At 34.4% G+C, this 22,928-nt stretch carries 17 protein-coding genes; 10 read left to right on the top strand and 7 right to left on the bottom strand.

The genetic code is table 11. The features are described 5' to 3' along the window. The first annotated feature begins 237 nt into the window (after window positions 1-237). Entirely contained in the window at window positions 238-1,332 is a 1,095-nt protein-coding gene (locus VB776_RS12290; protein WP_323260203.1) for a chorismate mutase, read from the top strand. A gap of 420 nt (window positions 1,333-1,752) precedes the next feature. Then, on the top strand, window positions 1,753-2,652 hold the full coding sequence (locus VB776_RS12285) for an OmpA/MotB family protein (RefSeq protein WP_323260207.1): 900 nt from the start codon (window positions 1,753-1,755) through the stop codon (window positions 2,650-2,652). Between the two features lie 95 nt (window positions 2,653-2,747). Here VB776_RS12285 and VB776_RS12280 read toward each other — a convergent pair whose 3' ends face one another. Then, complete coding sequence (locus VB776_RS12280; RefSeq protein ID WP_323330022.1) at window positions 2,748-3,653, bottom strand: prohibitin family protein; 906 nt, start codon at window positions 3,651-3,653, stop codon at window positions 2,748-2,750. Between the two features lie 162 nt (window positions 3,654-3,815). Further along, window positions 3,816-4,283 carry an Mpo1 family 2-hydroxy fatty acid dioxygenase gene (locus VB776_RS12275; RefSeq protein ID WP_323330020.1) on the bottom strand — a complete coding sequence of 156 codons (468 nt, stop codon included), beginning with the start codon at window positions 4,281-4,283 and terminating at the stop codon, window positions 3,816-3,818. A gap of 202 nt (window positions 4,284-4,485) precedes the next feature. Here VB776_RS12275 and VB776_RS12270 point away from each other — a divergent pair, with 202 nt between their 5' ends. Further along, window positions 4,486-5,064 carry a thymidine kinase gene (locus tag VB776_RS12270; protein ID WP_323330018.1) on the top strand — a complete coding sequence of 193 codons (579 nt, stop codon included), beginning with the start codon at window positions 4,486-4,488 and terminating at the stop codon, window positions 5,062-5,064. An 11-nt stretch (window positions 5,065-5,075) separates the two neighbouring features. Beyond that, window positions 5,076-6,959 (top strand): type IX secretion system anionic LPS delivery protein PorZ, encoded by a 1,884-nt coding sequence (gene porZ, locus VB776_RS12265; protein WP_323330016.1) that lies wholly within the window; start codon window positions 5,076-5,078, stop codon window positions 6,957-6,959. Between the two features lie 68 nt (window positions 6,960-7,027). Here the strand turns inward: porZ and VB776_RS12260 are convergent, their stop codons facing one another. Next, complete coding sequence (locus VB776_RS12260) at window positions 7,028-7,618, bottom strand: HNH endonuclease (RefSeq protein WP_323330014.1); 591 nt, start codon at window positions 7,616-7,618, stop codon at window positions 7,028-7,030. Between the two features lie 71 nt (window positions 7,619-7,689). Then, complete coding sequence (locus VB776_RS12255; RefSeq protein WP_323330012.1) at window positions 7,690-9,732, bottom strand: hypothetical protein; 2,043 nt, start codon at window positions 9,730-9,732, stop codon at window positions 7,690-7,692. Window positions 9,733-9,830: 98 nt separating this feature from the next. On the opposite strand from VB776_RS12255, the gene VB776_RS12250 reads away from it, so the two are divergent. Further along, entirely contained in the window at window positions 9,831-10,187 is a 357-nt protein-coding gene (locus tag VB776_RS12250) for a CoA-binding protein (RefSeq protein WP_323330010.1), read from the top strand. 67 nt (window positions 10,188-10,254) lie between these two features. Here the strand turns inward: VB776_RS12250 and VB776_RS12245 are convergent, their stop codons facing one another. Continuing rightward, window positions 10,255-13,599, bottom strand: a complete 3,345-nt coding sequence (locus VB776_RS12245) for a TonB-dependent receptor (RefSeq protein ID WP_323330008.1) — start codon at window positions 13,597-13,599, stop codon at window positions 10,255-10,257. Between the two features lie 505 nt (window positions 13,600-14,104). Here VB776_RS12245 and VB776_RS12240 point away from each other — a divergent pair. From VB776_RS12240 to VB776_RS12225, 4 genes are all read left to right on the top strand, one after another. Continuing rightward, complete coding sequence (locus VB776_RS12240; protein WP_323330006.1) at window positions 14,105-14,878, top strand: alpha/beta fold hydrolase; 774 nt, start codon at window positions 14,105-14,107, stop codon at window positions 14,876-14,878. Between the two features lie 49 nt (window positions 14,879-14,927). Then, window positions 14,928-15,620: an SAM-dependent methyltransferase gene (locus VB776_RS12235; protein WP_323330004.1), complete on the top strand. Its 693-nt coding sequence runs from the start codon at window positions 14,928-14,930 to the stop codon at window positions 15,618-15,620. A gap of 61 nt (window positions 15,621-15,681) precedes the next feature. After that, the gene (locus tag VB776_RS12230; RefSeq protein WP_323330002.1) at window positions 15,682-16,323 is read left to right on the top strand and encodes an MBL fold metallo-hydrolase; all 642 of its coding nucleotides are present in this window, start codon (window positions 15,682-15,684) and stop codon (window positions 16,321-16,323) included. Window positions 16,324-16,344: 21 nt separating this feature from the next. Continuing rightward, complete coding sequence (locus VB776_RS12225; RefSeq protein WP_323330000.1) at window positions 16,345-17,070, top strand: CDP-alcohol phosphatidyltransferase family protein; 726 nt, start codon at window positions 16,345-16,347, stop codon at window positions 17,068-17,070. Between the two features lie 260 nt (window positions 17,071-17,330). On the opposite strand, the gene VB776_RS12220 is transcribed toward VB776_RS12225, so the two are convergent. Continuing rightward, a complete protein-coding gene (locus VB776_RS12220) occupies window positions 17,331-20,111 on the bottom strand; it encodes an alpha-amylase family glycosyl hydrolase (protein WP_323329998.1) in 2,781 nt (926 codons plus the stop codon). 224 nt (window positions 20,112-20,335) lie between these two features. Next, window positions 20,336-20,917: a Maf family protein gene (locus tag VB776_RS12215; RefSeq protein ID WP_323329996.1), complete on the bottom strand. Its 582-nt coding sequence runs from the start codon at window positions 20,915-20,917 to the stop codon at window positions 20,336-20,338. Window positions 20,918-20,990: 73 nt separating this feature from the next. On the opposite strand from VB776_RS12215, the gene VB776_RS12210 reads away from it, so the two are divergent. Further along, window positions 20,991-22,889, top strand: a complete 1,899-nt coding sequence (locus VB776_RS12210) for a hypothetical protein (protein WP_323329993.1) — start codon at window positions 20,991-20,993, stop codon at window positions 22,887-22,889. The last annotated feature ends 39 nt before the right edge of the window (window positions 22,890-22,928 follow it).

The raw sequence follows: 22,928 nt of genomic DNA, 5'->3' as shown, positions 1-22,928 counted from the left end.
GTTTAGGATTTACTCAAATTTTAGAGGGGGAACTTAATCAGCTTTTAATAAAGCTTTTACAATATTAAATGAAATATTATGAAGGTTGATACTGTTTGTTACAAAATAATGTTTTGAAAATTTGTTAACTGTTGTTTGAAAAAAAATTAATTTTTTTGAAGATTTAAGAATCTTAGAGCATAGAAATTGATAGAGTATAGATAATAGCAGTTGATTTTACTTAATACTGTTTGCCAAATGAACGCAAATTTAGATGTAGTGCCGATGCAGGAATGGATAAAAACTGACGGCAAACCCTTGATTATCGCAGGTCCATGTTCAGCCGAGACGGAAGAACAAGTGTTGGAGACTGCTAATAGAATTAAAGCAGAAGGATATGCCCATATCATGCGTGCAGGTGTGTGGAAACCACGCACACGTCCAGGAAGTTTTGAAGGAATGGGAGAACCAGCTTTAAAATGGCTTGTTGAAGCAAAAAAACAAACTGGATTACCATTAGCTATCGAAGTAGCAACTCCTGAACACATCGAACTTGCTCTTAAATACGGAGTAGATGTATTATGGATTGGTGCTAGAACTACAGTAAACCCTTTTAATGTACAAGACTTAGCCGATGCTCTTAAAGGTGTTGATATTCCTGTATTAGTTAAAAACCCTGTAAATCCAGACTTAGCCCTTTGGGTTGGTGCTTTTGAACGTTTACAAGGATCTGGCATTAAAAAATTAGGTGCTATTCACCGTGGTTTTTCTAATGCACAAGAAGTAAAGTATCGTAACTCACCAATGTGGCAAATGGCTGTTGAGATGAAACGTTTGTTTCCTCAATTACCTATCATCGGTGACCCATCTCACATGGCTGGAAAGCGTTCGTTGTTGATGGAATTGTCTCAAAGAATTCTTGATTTGAATTACGACGGGATGATTATCGAAACTCACCGTGATCCAGATGCTGCTTGGTCTGATGCTTCACAACAATTGACTCCTGAAGCTTTAGGAACAATGTTACGTGAGTTAGAAGTACGTCAAGCAAATTATGGTGCTGAATTTACTGACGAATTAGCTGCAATGCGTGCTAAAATTGATAATATCGACCGTGAATTAATGGAAGTATTAGCAGCTCGTATGGCTATCGTAGAGAAGTTAGGCGAATACAAACGTGATAACAACGTTGCTGTATTACAATTAGACCGTTGGAAACAAGTACATGCTGACCGTGCTAAACAAGCAAGTGGTTTAGGCTTGTATCCTGAATTCGTTGAAGAATTGTTCAAATTGGTTCACTTAGAATCAATTCGTAAACAAACAGAAGTAATGAGCTCTACAGTAGCTTAATTTTCTGATAGTTTTCATAAAAAGCGGTTGTTTCAAATCTGAAACAACCGCTTTTGTTTTATGTGCCAAATAAATTATCAGTTTTGATAAAATGGCAAATATTGATGTTACTTCTTAATATTGTAGAGGGATTATGCTAAAAAATAATTGTGTTTTTATCGTGATTAGCATAAATTCTTGAGTGTTTGAAATTGATTATGTAGCGAGAGATGTTCAGAATAGATTTAAAGAAAAAATATTTTGAACTTATCAAATCTTGTTTTGACTTATTTTGAGATACACGTGCTAATTCATGAAATTTGACATGATTTGACCTTTTTTATACTTGTACTAAAGACAAATCATGACAATTATGTAATTTTTTTATAGTATTTTCGTTTCAAATTTTAATAGAGCAATTAGCATTAAAACTAAAAAAGTATGAAAAAATTAATTTTGTTTGCCTCATCAATAGTAATCATGTCTTCGTGCGTGAGTAAGAAAAAACTAACAGCTGCTCAAGCGGAATATGCTAACTTCAAAGCAAGCACTGAAAGTTCTCTTGCAAAAGCTAAAGCGGACTTAAACGACTGTGATAAAACAAGAGCAAGTTTAGAAGCTGATTTGAAATCGAAAGATGGAGATTTGCAAGCTAAGATTAAACAGTTGAAAAGCTTAGAAGACCAAATTGACTATTTGAAAAAAACTAACACTAATTTGTTAGACAGAATGTCAGATCTTTCTATCGTAAGCAAAGCTGGTGCTGAAAGTATCAAAAAATCTTTGGAAACTTTGAACGACCAAAGCAAATACATCAAAGATTTGAACTCTTCTGTTCAACGTAAAGATTCTTTGAATTTAGCTTTAGTAATGACGTTGAAACGTTCGTTAGCTGATGTAAATGATGACGATGTAACCGTAGAAGTGAAAAAAGGAGTTGTATATATCTCAATTTCTGATAAAATGCTTTTCCAATCGGGTAGCGCAGTTATCAATTCAAAAGCTGAAACAGTTTTAGAAAAAGTTGCTAAAGTTGTGAATGATCACAAAGAGTTAGATATTTTAGTTGAAGGTCATACTGATAGTGTACCTATTGCTACTGACTGTTTGAAAGATAACTGGGATTTAAGTACTAAACGTGCTACTTCAGTTGTTCGTTTATTGCAAACTAAATTTAGCGTAGCTCCAGAGCGTATGACTGCTGGTGGACGTTCAGAATTTGCTCCTAAAGATTCAAACGAAAATTCTGCTGGACGTAAATTAAATCGTAGAACTGAAATTATCGTAACTCCTAAATTGGATCAATTCTTCCAATTATTGGCGAATGGTCAAGGAAAATAAGATTTGATAGAAAATAGTTGTTTGAATTATCAAACTATTTTTCCAAATCTCTTCAAATAAAAGCCTGTTTCCACATCGGAAACAGGCTTTTTGTTTTATTTATCCCCTAGAATAATTGGCGTATTTCCTTTTCCACCAAGGATAATAACTTTAGCATTGGGTGAAAGTGCTAATTCTTTTTGTGCTTTTATCATTTCGTATTGCAATTGTTTATCACTTAAACCTGTAGAAAGTATTTTCTGATAATCAGCTATACCTTGGGCTTCAACTCGTTTACGTTCAGCTTCTTGTTTTTCTTTCTGAAGTACAAATTGCATTTTTTGAGCTTCCTGTTCTGCATTAATTTTAGATTCAATCGTTTGTTTTACTGAAGTTGGTAGATTGATATTTCGGATTAATAATTGTTCAAGTAACAAACCTCTTTTTGATAAATCTTTTTCGATAGATTTGAAAATTCTTGTTTGGAACTCATCTCTTTTGGTAGAATAAAGTGCTACAGCATCATAATAAACGGCATTATCCCTGATTTTTGTTCTTGTGATTGGTCGAACAACTTTGTCGTTATAGTCTAAGCCAATTTCTTTTAAAATTTTAGGAGCATCTACAGGAATTACTCTGTATAATACCGTTAGGTCGATAACTACTTCTAATCCATCTGCTGTTAAAACCCTGATTGCATCATCTCCATCTTTACTTCCTTCATCATGTATTGCCGACATCGTGTAGTTTTGTGTCTTAATGTCAAATGTCTGAACTTCTGCTAAAGGATTTACAAAGTTTAGCCCACTTGATAAAGTATTAGGATTTACATTTCCGAATAATGATTGTACGCCAACTTCGCCTGCATCAATTTGTTTAACTCCTGAACCAAGAACTCCGATTACAATAATAACAATACCTACCACTTTTACAGGACGAGAAAAACGTGCAGTCGATAAAGATGGAGTATTAATGGCAAAGCCTACCACTAAAATGATGATACCTAAAATAATTACAAACATGGTTTTGGTTGATTTAAGTTTGAAATTTGAGATGTTTTCAGTTAAATGGCTGAAAACGAAAACAGTATCAAATATTAACTACTTGATACTGTTTTATCCTGAAATAGTATGAATGGTAAGTTTTAAGGACAAGGAGTACTGTTAGAATGACGATTATTATTTTTAATAACTTATGCCCAAACGTTGGTAAATAAAACTCATCAACCAAGCAGGACCTATCATTAAAAAGAGTAAATCTTTGAAGAAAGAAGGCTTTTTCCCTTCAATTTTATGCCCCCAAAATTGTCCAATCCAAGCCAAAACGAAAATAGTAACACATACTTGCCAAAGTGGTACGAAAGCAGAATTTTCGATTAAATAACAAATGAATAAACAAAGAGCTGAAAATAGCAACATCCCAGCAGATAAAGGTTTGGATAGATTAAAGTAATAAATCAGTGTTAGCGTTAACACAATAAATGCAGCGTTACCTTGAATATTACCGAGACTGAAGAATGAAAGTTTGATGCTGTAGAGTAGTCCTAAAAGACTAAAAAAAATGAGTGGAACGCAAATCCAATGAACGGTTTTGTTGGTGGGGTTTTGATGGCTTTCTCCGTATTCGTCGAGCCATTGATTAATTGTCTTCATGTTGTATTAGTGATTTATGGTTAAGTGAACGCAATAATACTAAAAACCTTCAAATAAGACAATTTTATTGTTTGTTTTTGTACTATTTTGTTATTAATCAATTTACAATTTTTTGTCTTTAAAAGATAATTTCATATCATCCATTTTAAATTCTTTATCTTCGTAAAATGATAAATTTTTAGAACCAAAAATAATTAACGAAGTGTTTATTGAACCGTATCATAACCAACATCAACAAAATGGAAAAAAAACAGGCTGGATTGAAGTAGTCTGTGGCTCAATGTTTTCTGGTAAAACAGAGGAATTAATTCGTAGATTGAATAGAGCAAAAATAGCAAAGCAAAAAGTAGAAATCTTTAAACCAGCCATTGATGTTCGATATCATCATGAAGATATTGTTTCGCATAATTCTTCCTCAATTCGTTCAACACCAATACAATCTTCGCATGAAATACTCTTACTTTCTGGTGATTGTGATGTCGTTGGTATCGATGAAACCCAATTTTTTGATGAAGGAATCGTTGAAATAGCAAACTCTTTGGCATTTAATGGAAAAAGAGTAATTATTGCGGGTTTGGATATGGACTTTCAAGGCAATCCTTTTGGACCAATGCCAGCGCTAATGGCTATTGCAGAATACATTACAAAAGTTCATGCAGTTTGTATGGTTTGTGGCGATGTTGCCAATTATTCATACCGAAAAACTGCTGGCAAAGAACAAGTAATGCTCGGAGAAACAGATAGCTATGAAGCAAGATGTAGAAAATGTTTTCATTTATAACATAAAAATTTATGCTTGTTAGATTGTCAAAAAGAAGCAAAACAGTTTTTAAACCTAGAAATACTCATTGGTTTATCTTAAATCTGCTCGTTTTTTCTTGCTTATTGAATGTTAGTATTTTTTCTCAGATTTTAGCACAAGTACCAATTGGTACTTGGCAAACCTACTTCAATTATTCCACAGCAAAAGATATTGCCATTGTTCAAGATAAGATTTACTGCGTAACCGAAAATGGCTTTTTCTATTACGATAAAACAGCGAATGAATCCGTTAAACTTTCTAAAATTGATGGTTTATCAGAAATTGGCATTGTGAAAATTGCTTATGCCGTCAATCAAAATACGCTAATTCTTACTTATCAAACGGGGAATATTGATTTAATACGGCTAGATGAAAAAGCCGAACCTTCAAAAATTACGAATATTTCTTTATTGAAAGAATCTAGTTCAATCCTTGCTAGTAAAGTAGTCAATCATATTTCAGTTAGTAATAACCTTGCTTATTTGGCTTATGATTTTGGTTTAGTAATTCTTGACCTTGAAAAAGAGGAGATTAAAGAAACCTATCAAAATTTAGGTGAGAATGGTAACACGATTAAGATTTATAAAACAGTATTTGCCAACGATTCTATTTTTTTAGCCACTTCGGTAGGTATTCGCAAAGCTAAATTTGCCAGTAATGTTAATCTACAGTTTTTTGGTAATTGGACCACTCTGACAGCAGAACAAAGTACTTTAGTGAACTGGCAGAATGGACTTCTTATCGCAACAGAATCTGGAAGAGTATCTTCTTATCAAAATGGCAAATTATCAGGTGTATTATTACTCTCTGATAAAATAACGTCCATCAACCATATCACAGGCAACAAATATTTCCTTATCGCCAACGGGCAGCTAAATGTTTTGGATATGGATTTACTGACTTTTACAAAATTATCGGATGCCAAAATTCAATCTCCACAATTTTTAAGAGCTGATTCACAAGGGAAATATTGGATTGCAGATAATAAAAATGGACTTTTAAGTAACCTTGAAGGAAATTATAAAACCTACAGTCCGAATAGTTTAGATACTTTATTCAGTCAAAGAAAAGATTCTGTTGTAGTAGATTTAGAAGGAAATATCTGGATTAGGAGTAATAGTTTTGGTGGAATAATGGTAAAAAATACCAGTAATCAACAAAAATATGTCACCACTGGCGTAGGTTTTGGCAATTTGCCAAGTACTACTGTGAAAACCTTGGCATTGGATAAAGACGGACAAATGTGGGTTGGTACTGATAGAGGCGTGGTTGTTTTTGATAATCCTGCGAATGTTTTTTCTGGTAGAAATTTTGATGCTTATACGCCTGTTTTTGAAAGAAGGAGACTGTTGGGAAATGAAACAGTAACGGCGATAGGCATCGATGGAGGAAATAGGAAATGGATGGGAACTTTAAACGGAATCTTTTTATTTAATGCCGATGGAACGGAATTAGTCACAAATTTCACTGAAAGTAATTCTCCTTTACCTTCAAATGCTATTAATTACATCACGCTTGAACCGAACTCTGGAAATGTATTTATTCGTACGACAAAAGGTTTGGTTTCATACAGAGGTACTGCTACCGAAAGTACCAATAGTCAAGCTGAACAAAATGTAAAAGTATTCCCAAATCCTGTTAGACCAGACTTTGAAGGACAAATTGGCATTGAAGGATTGGTTGAAAATGCCTTTGTGAAAATTACAGACGTTGCAGGGAATTTGGTTTATGAAACCAGAGCCAACGGAGGTACTGCTGTTTGGAATGGAAAAACTTTAGAAGGGAAAAGAGCAGAAACGGGGATTTACCTGATTTTCTCTGCAAATGCAAAAGGAGAGGAGACTTTGGTAAGTCGTTTGGCTGTAGTGAAATAAAGGTTAGCTTTTCAATAAATAGGAAATAAAAACGGGTTTAGCATGTAAATTCTAAACCCGTTTTCTATTTAATCTTCCAACTTCACATGTCCCCAGTTTTCGCCTGAACGAATTCTGTTGAGCTGAGTATGCGTAATGCCAAATTGCTTTGCAATCATTTTCAAACGGTTTTTATCTGACCTAAGCATTTTTTTAATCATAATAACTTTACTTTCAGTCAATTTGTAATTTTTGGTACGTTTCGGAATTACTCTATCTTTCACCGCAGGATTTTCACGGTTATGGATAGTCATTTCATCACGAGAAACCCACTTTAGGTTTTCCCAATGATTATTTAGTTTGTCATGGTCAAGATGAATGACAAATTTCTGTTCTTCGTTTTGTTTTTCTAAAAAGAATTCGGCTACAAGTTTATGAACATACCTGTTTAATGACTTATTTCCTTTTGCCCTAATATTCAACGATTTGTATCCTTGAATTTTAGAGCCATTAATGATGTCTCCTTGAACTGGGTCATTTTGAAAACTCTTTAAACGACCATAGTTTGACACCTTATAAACAGGTGGATTTTCAACTTCGTTAAAAGGAATATCTACCCATTTTTCATTCCAAAAGCTTGCGCTTTTTTTGGTTCCTGAAGCAGTTTTTTTGTCGATCATTTTGGTTTTTTTTCTTAAATTTTTTTGTGGTTATATTACTGGGGTTAAAGCAATGAGATGGTTTCATTACTTTAAAATTGATAACGGTAAATACTATATTCTCCTTTTTCTAATAAATTAATTTGAATATTCTCACTACTACAAACGATGTTCATTTTTTTATTAGAAGTAAAAATATGCTCTAAATGTTTAGCTTCTACGATATTTTTAAATGAAATTTCTTCACTTTCTTGCTCTGTATCCAAGTTTACTATAAATAGATACAATGGATGTTCGCTTTGAGTCCATGCTATTACTTTATTTTTTCCAGAGAAATCTGGCGGAACAAGCCACAGAGTATTTTGATTTGCTATGGCAGGGCAAATTTCCTCCGAGATTTTCCTCAAGGTAGTCAAACCTTTGAATAATTCACCATTTTTTCCCCATTGATATTTTGAATGCGTCGCTTTTGGTCCTTCAGTAAGTTGAAAGACATACAATTTAGTATAGTGTTCATTTGGAGCGGGACTTAAGTGGACGTCTCTTTGTTCAAAGCCTAAGCTCATATATGAAGGCATATCACTCAAAAATAATCCCATGAACATTCTAATTTCATTTCCTCTCAAGAAAAACTCATCAAATCTTGGGTCGTCTTTATCGGCTGTAATAATGGTAAAGTTGGGTGCAAAAGTACATGTTTTTAATAATGAATGATAACGGGCAAATGCCGAAACAAATGTTTCAGAACCCAATATCATTGATTGTAAATCGCCCAAAGTACTATCGGCGTCAGAACCTTCAAGGTGTTCTTCTTCAACGCCATAAGCCATTGTATTGGGCGGAGCCAAGAAACTCTCTGCAAAATACGAAAAAGTAGGTATTGTTTGACAAATTATTCCTTTGATATATTTATGGATGTCATAAAATTCATCTGGATTGGCTGGAGTACCTTCTTTTCTAAGCTGAACATGCGACATATCACCACGCATGAAATCAAAATTATACTGTTGGGCGAAACCCAAATATTTTGCTGCCGTATATTCCCAAACTTCTTTTCTTGGAATTGAAAAATCAATTTCCCAGTGTTGGTTATTGTCTAAACTTTCATATAATTTGAATCTTGCCAAAGGTCCAAAAACTCTTGACATTGCTTCTGGTTGCGAAATGGTATAATCTCTCCATACTCTGCCGTCTTCATCAATCGTTTTGGCTTCTTCACGTTTATCAACTTCAAGTCCTCTATAAGGCGGAGCCATCGTAGCAGGTACAGGCTCGTAGCCTTCATTAAATAAAAAGCTGATTAATTGATTTCTTTTTTTATTTCTACCCCACAAATTACTTTTTTCGCCAAATAGTACTTGTAGCCTTTTTTCTTCTGGAAATAACTGGTTATTAAAAAATACTTCAGGTTCTTTTGGATATTCTATGTCAACGACCGCTCCAAACTGTTGAAGAAAGACCAGAATAAGTTCTTGAACTTTTTCATGTAAATTGGCATCATGATTAATGATTTCAAATTCTTTTCTTTGCAACCATTCAAAAAAATGAGGATTAGCTAATGCTATTTCAGAATATCTATCCGTATGCGGAATTACATCCATTCCTACCGTTTTGCCTGTTAAGTGTAAAAGATTACAGACCACTTTTAACTGTTTTTCTACGGTATTCAGATGTGAGAAAGCTCTTGCTAATTCTTCATCGTAAAATTCAGGATTAATATTCCAACTTGCCATTCCGTACAAACTAGCCACGACGCCACATTCCCAAATAGGAAGTAAATGTATGGAAGATTGCGATGCAGGTAAAGTAAGAGAATATTTTACAACATTAAAAAAACTACTAATGGTACGAACATTAATACCGACCATATTGACCGTTTTAATCCAAGATGTATCTTTTTGATAAGCAACAGGACTTGGAACAGTAAAGTCTGGATTTAAAGCTTGGTACAAAGCTGTTTGTCCGAAACGTTTTTCTAAAATGTAAAATAATTGAATTGCTGGCATTGCTACTGATTGTTCAGGCAATAAACCCACGATAAAAGAGTCTTTCTGACTTGTGTACGCCAAAATAGCCTCCTGTTGATGATTAGCCCAAAAATGGCTAAATTCATCATAAGTATCAGGAATGTGCATATAAGTATTATAAAAATGGTCTTGAATTTTCGGAAGAACTAAAAGCCTCCTGAAAAATGTTTAAAAATAAAATAAATTATTGGTAAAATCATACAAACATGAAAACATTAGTAGTTGGGGCATCAACAAATACAGAAAGATATTCATTTAAAGCCGCTAAAATGCTATTAGCCAATGGACATGAAGTAGAATTATTAGGGAAAAGAGTAGGCGAGATTGAAGGAAAAGCAATCAATACGAGTCATCCAGATTTTGAAAATATAGACACGATTACCATGTACATAGGTCCTAATCATCAGTCTGATATATATGATTATTTATTAGGATTAAAACCAAGAAGAATAATTTTTAATCCCGGAACAGAAAATGAAGTATTTGAAGAGAAAGCGAAAACGGCAGGAATAATTGTAGAAGAAGCCTGTACTTTAGTATTACTTTCCACAAAGCAATATTGATTGAAAACAAAAAAACTCAGAGAAATTTCTCTGAGTTTTTTTGTGGATGTTGTATCTGCAATAATAATTAGTTGAAGATATAACGGATACCCAATTGCATTTGCCAAACGTTATCAACTGTAATACTTTTTACATAAGAATCACGTAATAAAATTGTTTGGTTTGCACCAGCAGCATCTTTGATAACTTGTGTACCAATTCTATAAGAAGGAACACCCGCAGAGCTGATTGTTACGTTTAATGGGTTACCACTTGTTGATACATTACCAACTCCCCAAGCGTTGTTTAATAAGTTACCAATGTTTAAGATATCAGCACGTAAACGGATTGTGTTTCTCTTTCCTTTAGCTGATGTTTGAACAAAGAAATCTTGTTCAACTGTAAAGTCAAAACGAGTTAACCAAGGAGAATAACCACCGTTACGTTCTGCATATTGTCCACGACGAGTTTTCAAATATGGGTTACCTTCGATGTAAGCATCAAATGCTGTAGCCTGTTCAGCAGCAGTATAAGTTTTTGCAGTAGCACCTGTTCCAACAGTTAAAGGAATGAAGTTCAAATCTGAAGCTTTGTTAGGAACAAAGATTAAGTCATTGTTTTGACCGTCTCCGTTGAAATCACTACCAAATACATAAGATTGTCTGAAACCACTGTTAGAAACAGCCCCTAAAGTAAACATAGTCGAACCTCCGAACTCACCACCATAATTGATACGGTAGTTAACATAACCTACAAAACGGTGGCGTAAATCGTTATCAGAAAGTGCAGTAGTTAAATAATTTTGACCAGCTACTGTAGCAATGTTTGCTTGTACTGTACTACCAACAGATTGAATATCTTTTGCTTTTGCATAAGTATAACCCAACATACCACCTAAACCATTCACTGTTGGTTTTTCGATTTTAGCAGTAAAAGAATAAGATTCACCTTTGTTAGTGTTAGTTAACACAAATACGTTAGTTGTAGCAGAATTGTAAAAACGAGCAGGGTTTACAGCAGCACCAGATAAACCAGAAGCAGGGAAACGACCACGTTGGTCAGCACCTTCAAATTTAGTAGAAGCGCCCTTTAAATTAGCATCGATATAACGTAAAGCATTAATGTTTTTGTTGTAGATAGCTTCTAAAGTACCGATTAAACCAAATGGCAATTTGTAATCTACTGCGATATTTGATTTCCAAATTACTGGGTTTTTCAAATCTTCAGTAGAAGCATTCACAACATAAGCAGGCAATTTAGAGATGTCAGTTGTTGTTGGTTTGTAAACAGTTGGATTCAATGTGAATGGATAAGCTGTTGTATTAGTTTGGTTGATTACTGCTGTGTTTACACCATTGTTACCCAATTGGTTTGAAACTAATACTTGTGGAATACGAGATACGAAGAAACCTGTACCACCTCTTACTTGAACAGATCTATCTCCTTTAACATCGTAGTTAAAACCAATTCTTGGAGAAACTAACACTTTAGCACTTGGGAAAGCTCCTGTATTTACTCTTAAATCAGCATTGTTTTCATCCTTATAAGTCAAAGCACCAACAATTGGGTTATAGAAGGCTTCAGATGTTGAATTGTCATAACTGAATACATCGAAACGAAGACCACCGGTAACTTTCAATCTTTCATTTACTTGGAATTCATCTTGAACATAAGCTGCATAATTAGAAACTTTCAAAGTTTGAAGAGGCTCTACACCGTCAGGTAATAATGAATAACGATAGTTGAAACGGTTGATTGTAACTGGAGAAACTGTCAATGCTGGATTTGCTTTGTAAGCTAAAGCAGCTGTTTTGAAGTCAGCAATCGAGTTAAATACCCAAACACCGTTTGATGAAGGAAAGAATACGTTGTTTGAAGTAAAGTATTCATAACTCAAACCTAAAGTAAAAGTATGCTTGCCAGCGAAATAACTTAAATTATCAGTGAAATTTAAAGTTGAATAATTTAATTTGTTATTTGGCGTAAATGGATCCATACCTAAAGATGTATAAGTAGAGCTACCATTTAAAATATCAATTGTTGGGAAAAGAGAAACTTGTTCTCTGTCTTCAATTTGTTTGTTGTATGTTGCAATAAAGCTATTGGCAAATTTACTATTGAAAGTTGAACTTAACTCTGCTACGATTGAACGTGTATTATCTTGAATTTTGTACCCTGTATTTTGTGGAGATAAAGCTAAAGAAGAGTTAGTACGGTTCCCATTACCAGCTGTACTACTACTATTACTGTTACTGATGATTGAACCAGTTTCAGAATCGTGATGAGAATAACGAACGCTTAATTTATGATTGTTATTAATGTTATAATCTAAACGCAACAATCCTTTTTTACTATTCACTTCGTTGTTGAAACCATCAATTGCACCGATTTCATATCCGAAGTTTGTTCTCATAAAATTACCCAAATCTTCAATATCAGAATAAGTTACTCTTGAGACGTTACCAGTAGCACCAGTTCTGTTCGCAACCCAGTCTAAGGCTGGATTTGAACTTTTGAATTGCTCATAATTAGCAAAGAAGAATAATTTGTCCTTAATGATTGGTCCACCAACACGAAAACCGTAAGTTTTTTCATTGATATTTACAGGAGGTAAATCTTGACCATCTGCTTTTTTACCAACTAAATCACTATTTCTGAAAATGTGGTATGCAGAACCTGTAAATTCGTTTGTTCCTGAACGAGTAACTGCGTTGATACCAGCACCTGCAAAACCAGACTGACGAACATCAAATGGAGCAATGTTTACTTGTACTTGTTCGATAGCGTCTAATGAAACAGCAGTTGTACCAGTACGACCACCCGCTTGTGCTGAACTACCTAAACCAAACCCGTTGTTGAAAACTGAACCATCGATAGTGAAGTTGTTGAAGCGTGAATCTTGACCAGCGAAAGAACGACCATTACTGTAGGCGTTGTATTTAGTAATATCATTAATAGTACGACCAATTGTTGGAAGGCTGTTGATAGTATTTGTTCCGAATGAAGCTGCTGCTCCAGTACGATTTGATGACATAATGTCAGAACGACTACCTGTTACAGTTACCTCAGCAAGTGCATTTTCAGTTTCAGCTAATTTGAAACTTACATTTGATGCAGCTCCTAGGTTGGCAACTATACCTTCTTGTACTTGGTCTTTAAAACCAACAAATGACGCTTTCACTGTATATGGACCACCAACACGAACCGCTGCCAATGTATAGCGACCCGCTGCGTTAGTAATTACTCCATAACGTGAACCTGAAGGAACGTGAACTGCAATAACTGTAGCACCCGGAAGTCCAGAACCTTTGTCGTCTGTAACAATACCCGTAATCTGTGAGCTTGTTACCTGACCAAAAGTATTACTCGAAAAAAATGCTGTAAAAATCAGTAGCAAACCGAAAATTACCTTTGTAGTAAAGAATTTTTTCATGTTGAAAATTTGGAATTTAGTTAGAATTTGAATTGTTGAATTTGTTTGCAAAATAACAACTTTTTTTTAGCAAGAACAATATACCTTTATTAAGAAACTGTAAACAAGAATAGCCTAATTACTTGATTTGTAGGTATAGTGCAATTTATTGTTTGAAAAGTTTAGTTGTTTGCCTTTTTTGGGAAAAGAAAGATTCAATTATAAAATAACTTATTTATAACTCTATAAGTTTAGTATTTTTTAAAGATTTACCTCTTGCCAGTATATTTGATTTCCGTAAACTAAATATCGCTATAAAAGTTTTTTTAAAAGAGTATTTAATAGATAAATTTGCTTGAATATGCCTTTTGAGGCTATTTGTAATATTGAAAAAGAAAGGGGAACTTTGAAAAAGTTATTCATTAGATTACATTTTTTGATAAATAAACATTAGTAATAACATTATTCATCTTGAATTTGAGAAAAGCTTCTTGAAGTACAGAATGGTTAATTTATACAATTTTCAATGAAATTATATTGTAGAAAAACAGGAGAAAGTGGTTCGAGTATTGTCATTTTACACGGCATTTTTGGCTCGTCGGATAATTGGTTAACTATCGGTAAAGTACTTGCAGAGCAATTTACTGTTTATATGCTCGACCAACGAAATCATGGTCAGTCGCCAAGAAGTGAAGTCTTCAATTACGAAGCAATGGCGGCCGATTTAAAAGAATTTCTTGATGAAAATGCTATTGAAAATCCTATTTTAGTTGGGCATTCAATGGGTGGAAAAGTAGTAATGCAATTTGCGATGAATTATCCAGATGCTTTTGCTAAAATGGTGGTGGTTGATATTGCTCCTAAATTTTATCCTGTTCATCATTCAATGATTTTACAAGGATTGGCAGCAGTAAATTTAAAAAACCTAAAAAGTAGAACCGAAGCCAACGAAATTTTAAAAAGATTCGAAGAAAGTGAAGGCGTTCGTCAATTCCTTTTGAAGAATCTTTGGCGAAATCCTGAAAAAAATAATGAGTTCGATTGGCGAATCAACGTGCCTGTAATTACTAAAAATATTGATGTTGTTGGGCATGAGCTTGAAAATGAACACAGTGTTTCTCAACCTGTTTTGTTTATTCGTGGGGCTGAATCTCATTATATTCAGCCAGAAGATGAACGTAAAATTTGGGAATTATTCCCGAATTATGAATTAGAAAGCATAGAAGGGGCAGGGCATTGGGTACAGGCTGATAAACCTCAAGAATTCATCGAAGTGTTATCTCGATTTGTGAAAGCTTAAATATTTTAAGAATTTTTCTGGATTACAATCTCAAACAAATCGTTTAAAAATGCTTTTTTTAATTCCTTCCAAATTAGCTCCTGATACTTCTGAATCAGTACTTTCTCCACAAATCAAAGAAGTAATCAAGGAAACTGATTATTATTTTGTTGAAAATATTCGCACGACTCGCCGTTTTATCAGCGAGTTAAAAGTCGGTAAAGTAATAGACCAACTTCATTTTTTTGAACTGGACAAAGATACTCCTCTTGCCAAAGTAAAGCAGTATTTCAAAGAAATCCCTCAAGGAAAATCTATCGGTGTTATTTCAGAAGCGGGTTGCCCAGGCGTAGCCGACCCGGGAGCTTTAGCAGTACAGACCGCCCATCAATTAGGAATGAAAGTTGTACCTTTAGTTGGTCCTTCGTCTATTCTTTTGGGTTTGATGGCTTCTGGTTTTTCTGGACAGTCTTTTGTTTTTCACGGTTATTTGCCCATTGATAAAGTAGAAAGGAGTAAAAAAATCAAAGGGTTAGAAAATGATTCAAGAAAAGGACAGACTCAAATTTTTATGGAAACGCCTTTTAGAAATAATCAATTGTTGGATGATTTACTGAATAATCTGGCTTCAAGTACCTTTTTGTGCATTGCTTGTAATGTAACTGGTTCTGATGAATTCATACAAACAAAAACAATTGCAGAATGGAAAAAACAAAAGCCAGATTTGCATAAAAAACCTACGATGTTTTTATTGTCAATCTAAAAATTTCGGGGATTTATCGTCATCTTTGCACACAGTTTAATATTATTAATGACCACAAAACATGATTCAAGTACAAACATTCAGATTTAATCCTTTTGGCGAAAATACTTATATTCTTTTTGATGAAACGAAAGAATGTGTAATTATCGACCCGGGTTGTCATATCTATGAAGAACGGAGTGCTTTGAAAAATTATATTGAAGATCAAGGTTTGAAAGTAGTTCATTTACTGAATACTCATGCCCACATCGACCATGTTTTGGGCAATGAATTTATTAAAAGAACTTATGGCGTAAAGTTACATCTTCATAAAGAGGATTTACCAATTTTATTCAATGCAGAAAGCCGAGCAGAATACTACGGTTTCCCGAATTATGAACCTTCAACGGTGGATGTTTTTATTGAAGAAGGCGATGTAATAAGTTTTGGTAATTCTACGCTTGACGTGATTTTTGTACCAGGTCATGCGCCAGGTCATGTTGCTTTTTTGAATAAAGCTGAAAAAATATGCGTAAGTGGCGATGTACTTTTTAAAGGAAGTATCGGCAGAACAGATTTCCCTTTGTGTAGTTTTGAGGATTTAGAAAAAAGTATCAAAACCAAACTTTATATACTTGATGATGATATGGTGATATATCCCGGACATGGAGAAACCACAACCATTGGTTATGAAAAAGTATATAACCCTTTTGTTCGACTATAAACCACTTGCCTCACCACAAAAATGATTGAAATTAAAAAACACGTTCCTAACTTACTTACTTCTGCGAATTTGCTTTGCGGTTGCTTTGGAATTTTAAAAGTTTTCAATGGCGACTTGCAAACTGCTTCATACTTAATTGGAATTGCTTTACTGTGTGATTGGCTAGATGGCTTTGTTGCCAGACTTTTAAATGTTTCTTCCCCTATTGGAAAACAGTTAGATTCATTAGCAGATATGGTTACTTTTGGTGCTTTGCCTGCTTTTATGATGTTGAATCTAATTGAAAGTAGCTGTACTGGTTATTGTACAACTGGGCTTTTCGGTTTTCATAAACCTTATATTGCTTTTGGATTAGCTATTTTTTCAGCAGTACGTTTGGCTAAATTTAATATTGATACTCGTCAAAGTGATTCGTTTATTGGCGTGCCAACACCTGCGAATGGAATGGTTGTGGCAGCTTTACCGCTTATCGCTTTTTATCAACCTGAATACAAAGATTTTTTTATCAATTACAATGTGTTGATTTTCTATTCAATCATCATGTCGTACTTGTTGGTAGCAGAGTTACCGCTGTTTGCTTTGAAATTCAAGGATTTTGGATGGAAGGCAAATCAAACGAAGTATGTATTCCTGATTCTTTCTATTTTTCTACTTATTTTCTTGAAGTTTGTGGCAATTCCTGTCATCATTCTAATTTACATTTTACTGTCGATTATTCAGAACTTCTTACTGAAAGGCAATCAATAATCAAGAAATTACTGTTTCCTACTTTGATTATTTCGGTTGATACTAAAAACCGCAAAATACCGTAAAAAAGTATCTCACGAGATACTTCAAGTATATCGGTTGATACTAAATCCCGCAAAATACCGCAAAAAAATATCTCACGAGATACTTCAAGTATGTCGTGAGATATAAATTACCGCAAAATACCGCAAAAAAGTATCTCGTGAGATACTTCAAGTATGTCTTGAGCATCTAAAAGACGCTCAAGACATAATTTCAGTTTATTTTTTGATGAATTTCTTCGTGAATTGTTTTTCTCCTTGGCTGACATTCAGTAAATAAATTCCTTGTGGAAGTTGACGGATGTCGATAGGATAGATTTTACCAGCGTCTTTTTGTTCACTTTCATAAACTGGTTTCCCCAATAAATTATTGATTTTAAGTAAAATCGTTCCTTTTTGTTGAGTGTTTACTTCAACCGTAATGATTTCTTCACTTGGATTTGGATAGACTTTAATACCCACTTCTTGTTCTTCTGCATTTGCCAAAATTCTTTCTTCTTCTAGTTTCCAAGGGACTAAATTGGCTTCTGGTTTGGCTAAAGCTACATTACTCAACACATGAAATTGCCCCGGTGCTAATACATATTTAGTTTTTGTATCGCTTATATTGATTTCTGAATTAGTAAAGAAATCATACCATTTGCCCGTACTTTGAAAAACATCTGTGATTGTTTTCTGTTCTAAATCAAGATTGGCAACCAAGATAATTTTCTGTGAAGATGAATTTAAAGTGATTCTTTTTACCGTCGAAGTAAGGTCAGTCTGAAAATCACTTGTTTTAAATATTTCCTGCGTTGTTTTGAGTTTAATCAATTCAGCAAATACTTTATAAAGTTTTAGGCGGTCGGCATCGTCTTTATAGTCCCAACGAATAGGTTTTTTGCCCGTTCTACCATTTTGGTCAATCGACACATCGTAGCCCAACTCTCCAAATTGCCAAATCATTTTTGGTCCAGGAATCGCAAAAAACATCGCTGCTGCGGCTTTTGTTCTTTCCATTACGGTTGCCACACTAAAAATCGCTTTACTGTTTTTTAAGGCATCAAAAGCGATTCTTTCTTCATCGTGACTTTCCATATAAGCAATTGCTCCAGCATTTTTGAATCCATGTGCTTTGTATGAAAGCCTGCTGAAGTCACTGGCATTTCCTTTCACAGCATTTCTGAATTCTCCGTTAAGATTTGCCCAAACCATCATTCCCAAATCTGTAAAGGTTTGTTCTTCTTTATCTTCTGAAAATAATTCTAGGATGAAGTACGCATCTTTATCGAAGCTTCTGATATTATCATAATAGCCTTTCAAAATATCAACTCTACTTTGGTCGTACAGTCTAAACTGACTATCGTTTGAAGAACTTTTTTGGGTAAAACCTTTGGCTAAATCCACTCGATAGCCATCAATATTATATTCTTTTAACCAAAATTCATTCGCACGATTTACATAAGCTTTGGTATTGATACTTTCATGATTGAAATCGAAGAAAACACTAAATGGATGGTTTGCTTGCTGATTGAAAAAAGGCGAATCAGTAGAAGGTTGTGAGCCATCCCAATACATTTTTACATAAGGGAATTCATAATCCGCTTGGTTGAAAACAATGTCTAATACTACTGCAATGCCATTTTCATGACAAGTATCAATGAATTTCTTGAGGTCTTCTCTAGTGCCATAAGCTTTATCGGCTGCGAAGTAGTAAATTGGATTATAGCCCCAAGAATCATTTCCAGTAAATTCTGTTACTGGCATTAATTCGATACAATTGATACCCAATGTTTTTAAATAAGGAATTCTATTGATAGCATTTTTGTAAGAACCATCAGTATCAAAATCACGAATATGTAATTCGTAAATCACCAAATTATCTTGTGAAGGACGTTTGAAATTAGTCGTTTTCCATGGATAAGGCGTTTGTCCAATCTGAAAAACCGAAGCAATACTTTTTACCGTTTCAGGAAGTTTTTTCAGGTTCGGATAAGTACTACTTGTAATGTATTGGTCATTATTAGGGTCGAGTATTTTTTCGGAATATGGGTCGCCCACGGCTAAAGTACCATTTACTAAATACTGATAAGCGTATTCTTCCCCTTTGTTTAAGCCATCAATTTCTAACCAGTAACGATTGCCATCAGGAGTACGTTTCATCAGAAATTTTGCATCACTTTTCCATTGATTAAAATCACCAATGAGGTAAACAAAATCTTTTTTCGGAGCAAAAAGTACTAAAGCAACTTTCGTGTCTGAAATATAATTAATTCCATCTTTTAATCCCGCTGGTAAGGCTTCTGTAATTGGGGTTGGTTTCACAGTAACAATAAATTCTGTAGTTGATGTTTCGGTTAGGCTTGTGGCAGTAAATTTTACAGTTTGTATTGCTCCTGAGATATTTCCTACATTCAGTGAATACTTCAAAGAATCACTATTTATACTTGTTAAAACAGTGCTACCATTTACTGTTAAGTTTAAATTAGCTTTTTGAGATGCCACCGCTACAATGGGAATAGTACTGCCAGCGTTGGCAAAAAATGTTTTTTCTTGAGGTTGAATAAAAGCCACATTGAGCTTATTATCGTACATTGTTATGAAAATGTCTTCGGTTTGGGCAGTTCCATCGCCACTTTTTAACAATGCTCCAAGCCTTTTGATGGTTGAAGAAACTGGAACAGCATAATAATCTCTAGGTTTCATTTTGATACTCCATTGGTCATTGCCGAGTGAAGTCATTTTCCCTTTTTCAAAAGGTTGGGCAAAATTGCTTTGTCCAGCAGGTTGATATTGAAAGGCATCGCCTGTTTCGGTAGTACCCGCACCCGACCATAAGTAAACGTCGGATGTTTTGCCTAATAAAGCTTTTGCACGAGCATCTTTAGCAAGTTTAAGATTGAAGATGATTGTAATTTCTTGGTCACCATTTGGTAAAGCTGGTATTGTAGTGACGACCTGTGCAAAAGAGCAGAGGCTAATCACCCAAAGCAGAGCGAATAGTATTGTTGATTTTTTCATGATGTTTATAAAAAGTTGGTCAATGGAAACCCGAAGGTACTAGAAAGGAGCGAGTACTTTGGTAGAGTGCTACACAGGTATAATGTAGAAATATTTAATTGTTTAATAGTATTATTGGTTGAATTTTGACCGAAAAGAGCAGAAAAAATCAGCGTTTAGCTTCTAGTTATGTAAAGAAGAAGTATTTTACAGAACCAGAAACTAAATGTTTGATAAACAGTATTTTATTGAATTTTAAAGAAAGGTTGAAGGGCATCATAAACACGGTGAACGGGCAAACCCATCACAGTAAAATATGAACCTTCCATGCGTGGAATGCCTACCATACCTATAAAATCTTGAACACCGTAAGCACCAGCTTTATCGAAGGGCTTGCAGGTTTTAATGTAATATTCAATTTCTTGATTCGTTAGTTCACGGAAGAAAACATTGGCAATATCGACGAAATTTTGCGTACCTTCCTTTGTCATCACGCAAACGCCAGTGATTACTTGGTGCTGACGACCCGATAATTTTTTAAGCATCAGGCTTGCTTCGATAGCATCTTTGGGTTTATTTAGAATATCATTCTCCACAACCACGATGGTATCGGCAGTAAGAATGATTTGATCATCAAGTTCTTCTTTGAAAGCTTCAGCTTTTTTGAGTGCTAAAAATGCAGGAACTTCAATGGCGGGCATCGTATTAGGAAAGTCTTCGTTGGTATCTTTTACTTTAACAGTAAACTCAAACCCAGCCTCTCTTAATAACTGTTGGCGACGTGGCGAGTTAGATGCCAAAATAAGTGGTTTAGTTAATTGAAGCATTATTTTTTGTTTTGGGAAATTAAAATTAATGAATAAAACTCGACAAATTTACTCAAATTCAGTCAATCAGCTCATGAAGTTTATTTTCTTCATGTGTATATTACTTTTTATCACTCCAATCAATCTATTTGCACAAAATTTAGACTCAATTACGACAGAAACTCCAAAGGTAAAAGCAACTCCATTAGATGTCAGTATGAAATCTAAAAAGGACAGTGTTACTTTTACGAATCTTAAAAAGAAGTTTTCTAAAAATAAAATTCTCAGAGAAATCCATCATGCTTTGTTCAAAGATGTTTATAATACCAACAATCAAGGGCAAGAAATTGTAAAAATTGAAGACGATCCATTTACCGAATATGAAGGTAGAGTAATCCGAAAAATCTATGTAAAACGCCTAAGAGTATTCGGAGAAAGTATTGCAGATACCACTAGAATTGCAGAAGGTTTTGAAAAGTTTTTGAGTTCATTGCATGCGAATACTCAGGAGAGTGTAATTCGAAAATCGTTTCTATTATTTAACGTAGGTGATATTGTTGATGCTGATAGATTAAGAGATAACGAGCGTTTGATGCGGCAAAGTGCTATTCTACATGATGCCAGAATTTTGGTTTTGCCCGACCCAGAGTATCCTAATTTGGTAGATTTATTAGTACTTACCCAAGATATTTGGTCTTTTATTGTTGATGGAGAAGCGAATGGTTTACAAAATTATTCAATCAGAGTTCGACAAGTGAATTTTAGAGGACTTGGACATTCGTGGAGTAATACTTTTTTCATGAATACCCGTGAAAAACCTGCTTTAGAATATGCCAGTACTTATACCATTCCTTATATCGGTCGAACATTTGTGACTGGTCAGGCTGAATTAGAGCTGAAAAGAACTTCTAGTCATTATGCTTTTCGGCTTTTTCGTCCTTTTCTTACACCAGAAATGAAATTGGCAGGAGGTTTTGTCGTAAGTAAAGATGAAAATGAGCGGACACAATTCAGGGCTTATGATGGCACAACCTATCGTCTTAACGATAGCACTAATTTCTTTTTTCCTATCAAAAAAGATTTTATAGATTTTTGGTTGGCTCGTGCCTTTAAAATAAATTTTTTGAACAAAGGAAAAGATAGTCGTTCCAGATTTGTAGTCGGACTCAGATTTAGCGATATCAGGTTCGATAAACGCCCAGAAGTAACAGCTGATACCAATCAACTTTTTAGAAATCATCGAGATTATTTGATTGGAATAGGTTTTTCAAACAGAAAATACAAACGTGATATTTTGATTTATGGTTTCGGATTAACGGAAGACGTTCCTTACGGTTACTTAGCGACTTTTGTAACAGGTGCTGAAAACTCAGATGCTTTTGGACACCGCTGGTATGCAGGTATAAAACTTGCGAAAGGAGAGTACATAGGCAAAGCGGGTTATTTGTATGGATTAATAAATGTTGGGGGTTATTCAAATGGCACAACTGGAATGAGTATTGAATCGAATTATTTCAGTACGCTTCATGCTTTTAGAAGGCGAACACAAATCAGGCATTTTGTTAATTTACGATATGCCTTTGGGACACAACGTTATACTGGAGAGTTCATCAATGTTAATCGTGAAAATGGAATATTAGATGTAAATAGCGATAAACTTTGGGGAACGAAAAAAATGGGTTTGGGTTATCAGATAGTCTTTTTTTCAAAATTGAATTTTGTAGGATTCAGAATTGCCCCATTTTTTCAGACAGATTTTGCATTTATAAATCCAAAAAATGAGTTTTTGTTCAAGCAAACTCCCTATACAAGTATTGGTATTGGGATACGTCTTAGGAATGAAAATTTAACCTTTAATACTTTCCAGATTAAATTCTCATACTTCCCGAACCTGCCAAATATTCAAGTTTTGAATGCCTCATTTAATGATACTTATAATTTAAGACTAAAAGATTTTGATATTTCGGCACCTGAAATTGTACCTTTTAGGTGAAAAAATGACCGTTAACTAAGTTTTAAGCCATTACGAAAC

The sequence above is a fragment of the Arcicella gelida genome (genome assembly GCF_034931025.1).
Classification (GTDB): domain Bacteria; phylum Bacteroidota; class Bacteroidia; order Cytophagales; family Spirosomataceae; genus Arcicella; species Arcicella gelida.
Note: the sequence above shows the minus strand (reverse complement) of the source record. Positions and strands in the feature narration are given on the sequence as shown.

Bases quoted from the DNA above. Each gene is read 5' to 3' on its own strand.
- VB776_RS12245 (WP_323330008.1), bottom strand. From the start codon at position 13,599: ATGAAAAAATTCTTTACTACAAAGGTAATTTTCGGTTTGCTACTGATT.
- VB776_RS12255 (WP_323330012.1), bottom strand. From the start codon at position 9,732: ATGCACATTCCTGATACTTATGATGAATTTAGCCATTTTTGGGCTAAT.
- VB776_RS12235 (WP_323330004.1), top strand. From the start codon at position 14,928: ATGCTTTTTTTAATTCCTTCCAAATTAGCTCCTGATACTTCTGAATCA.
- VB776_RS12225 (WP_323330000.1), top strand. From the start codon at position 16,345: ATGATTGAAATTAAAAAACACGTTCCTAACTTACTTACTTCTGCGAAT.
- VB776_RS12250 (WP_323330010.1), top strand. From the start codon at position 9,831: ATGAAAACATTAGTAGTTGGGGCATCAACAAATACAGAAAGATATTCA.
- VB776_RS12290 (WP_323260203.1), top strand. From the start codon at position 238: ATGAACGCAAATTTAGATGTAGTGCCGATGCAGGAATGGATAAAAACT.
- VB776_RS12285 (WP_323260207.1), top strand. From the start codon at position 1,753: ATGAAAAAATTAATTTTGTTTGCCTCATCAATAGTAATCATGTCTTCG.
- VB776_RS12240 (WP_323330006.1), top strand. From the start codon at position 14,105: ATGAAATTATATTGTAGAAAAACAGGAGAAAGTGGTTCGAGTATTGTC.
- VB776_RS12215 (WP_323329996.1), bottom strand. From the start codon at position 20,917: ATGCTTCAATTAACTAAACCACTTATTTTGGCATCTAACTCGCCACGT.
- VB776_RS12275 (WP_323330020.1), bottom strand. From the start codon at position 4,283: ATGAAGACAATTAATCAATGGCTCGACGAATACGGAGAAAGCCATCAA.
- VB776_RS12260 (WP_323330014.1), bottom strand. From the start codon at position 7,618: ATGATCGACAAAAAAACTGCTTCAGGAACCAAAAAAAGCGCAAGCTTT.
- VB776_RS12210 (WP_323329993.1), top strand. From the start codon at position 20,991: ATGAAGTTTATTTTCTTCATGTGTATATTACTTTTTATCACTCCAATC.
- VB776_RS12230 (WP_323330002.1), top strand. From the start codon at position 15,682: ATGATTCAAGTACAAACATTCAGATTTAATCCTTTTGGCGAAAATACT.
- VB776_RS12280 (WP_323330022.1), bottom strand. From the start codon at position 3,653: ATGTTTGTAATTATTTTAGGTATCATCATTTTAGTGGTAGGCTTTGCC.
- VB776_RS12220 (WP_323329998.1), bottom strand. From the start codon at position 20,111: ATGAAAAAATCAACAATACTATTCGCTCTGCTTTGGGTGATTAGCCTC.
- porZ (WP_323330016.1), top strand. From the start codon at position 5,076: ATGCTTGTTAGATTGTCAAAAAGAAGCAAAACAGTTTTTAAACCTAGA.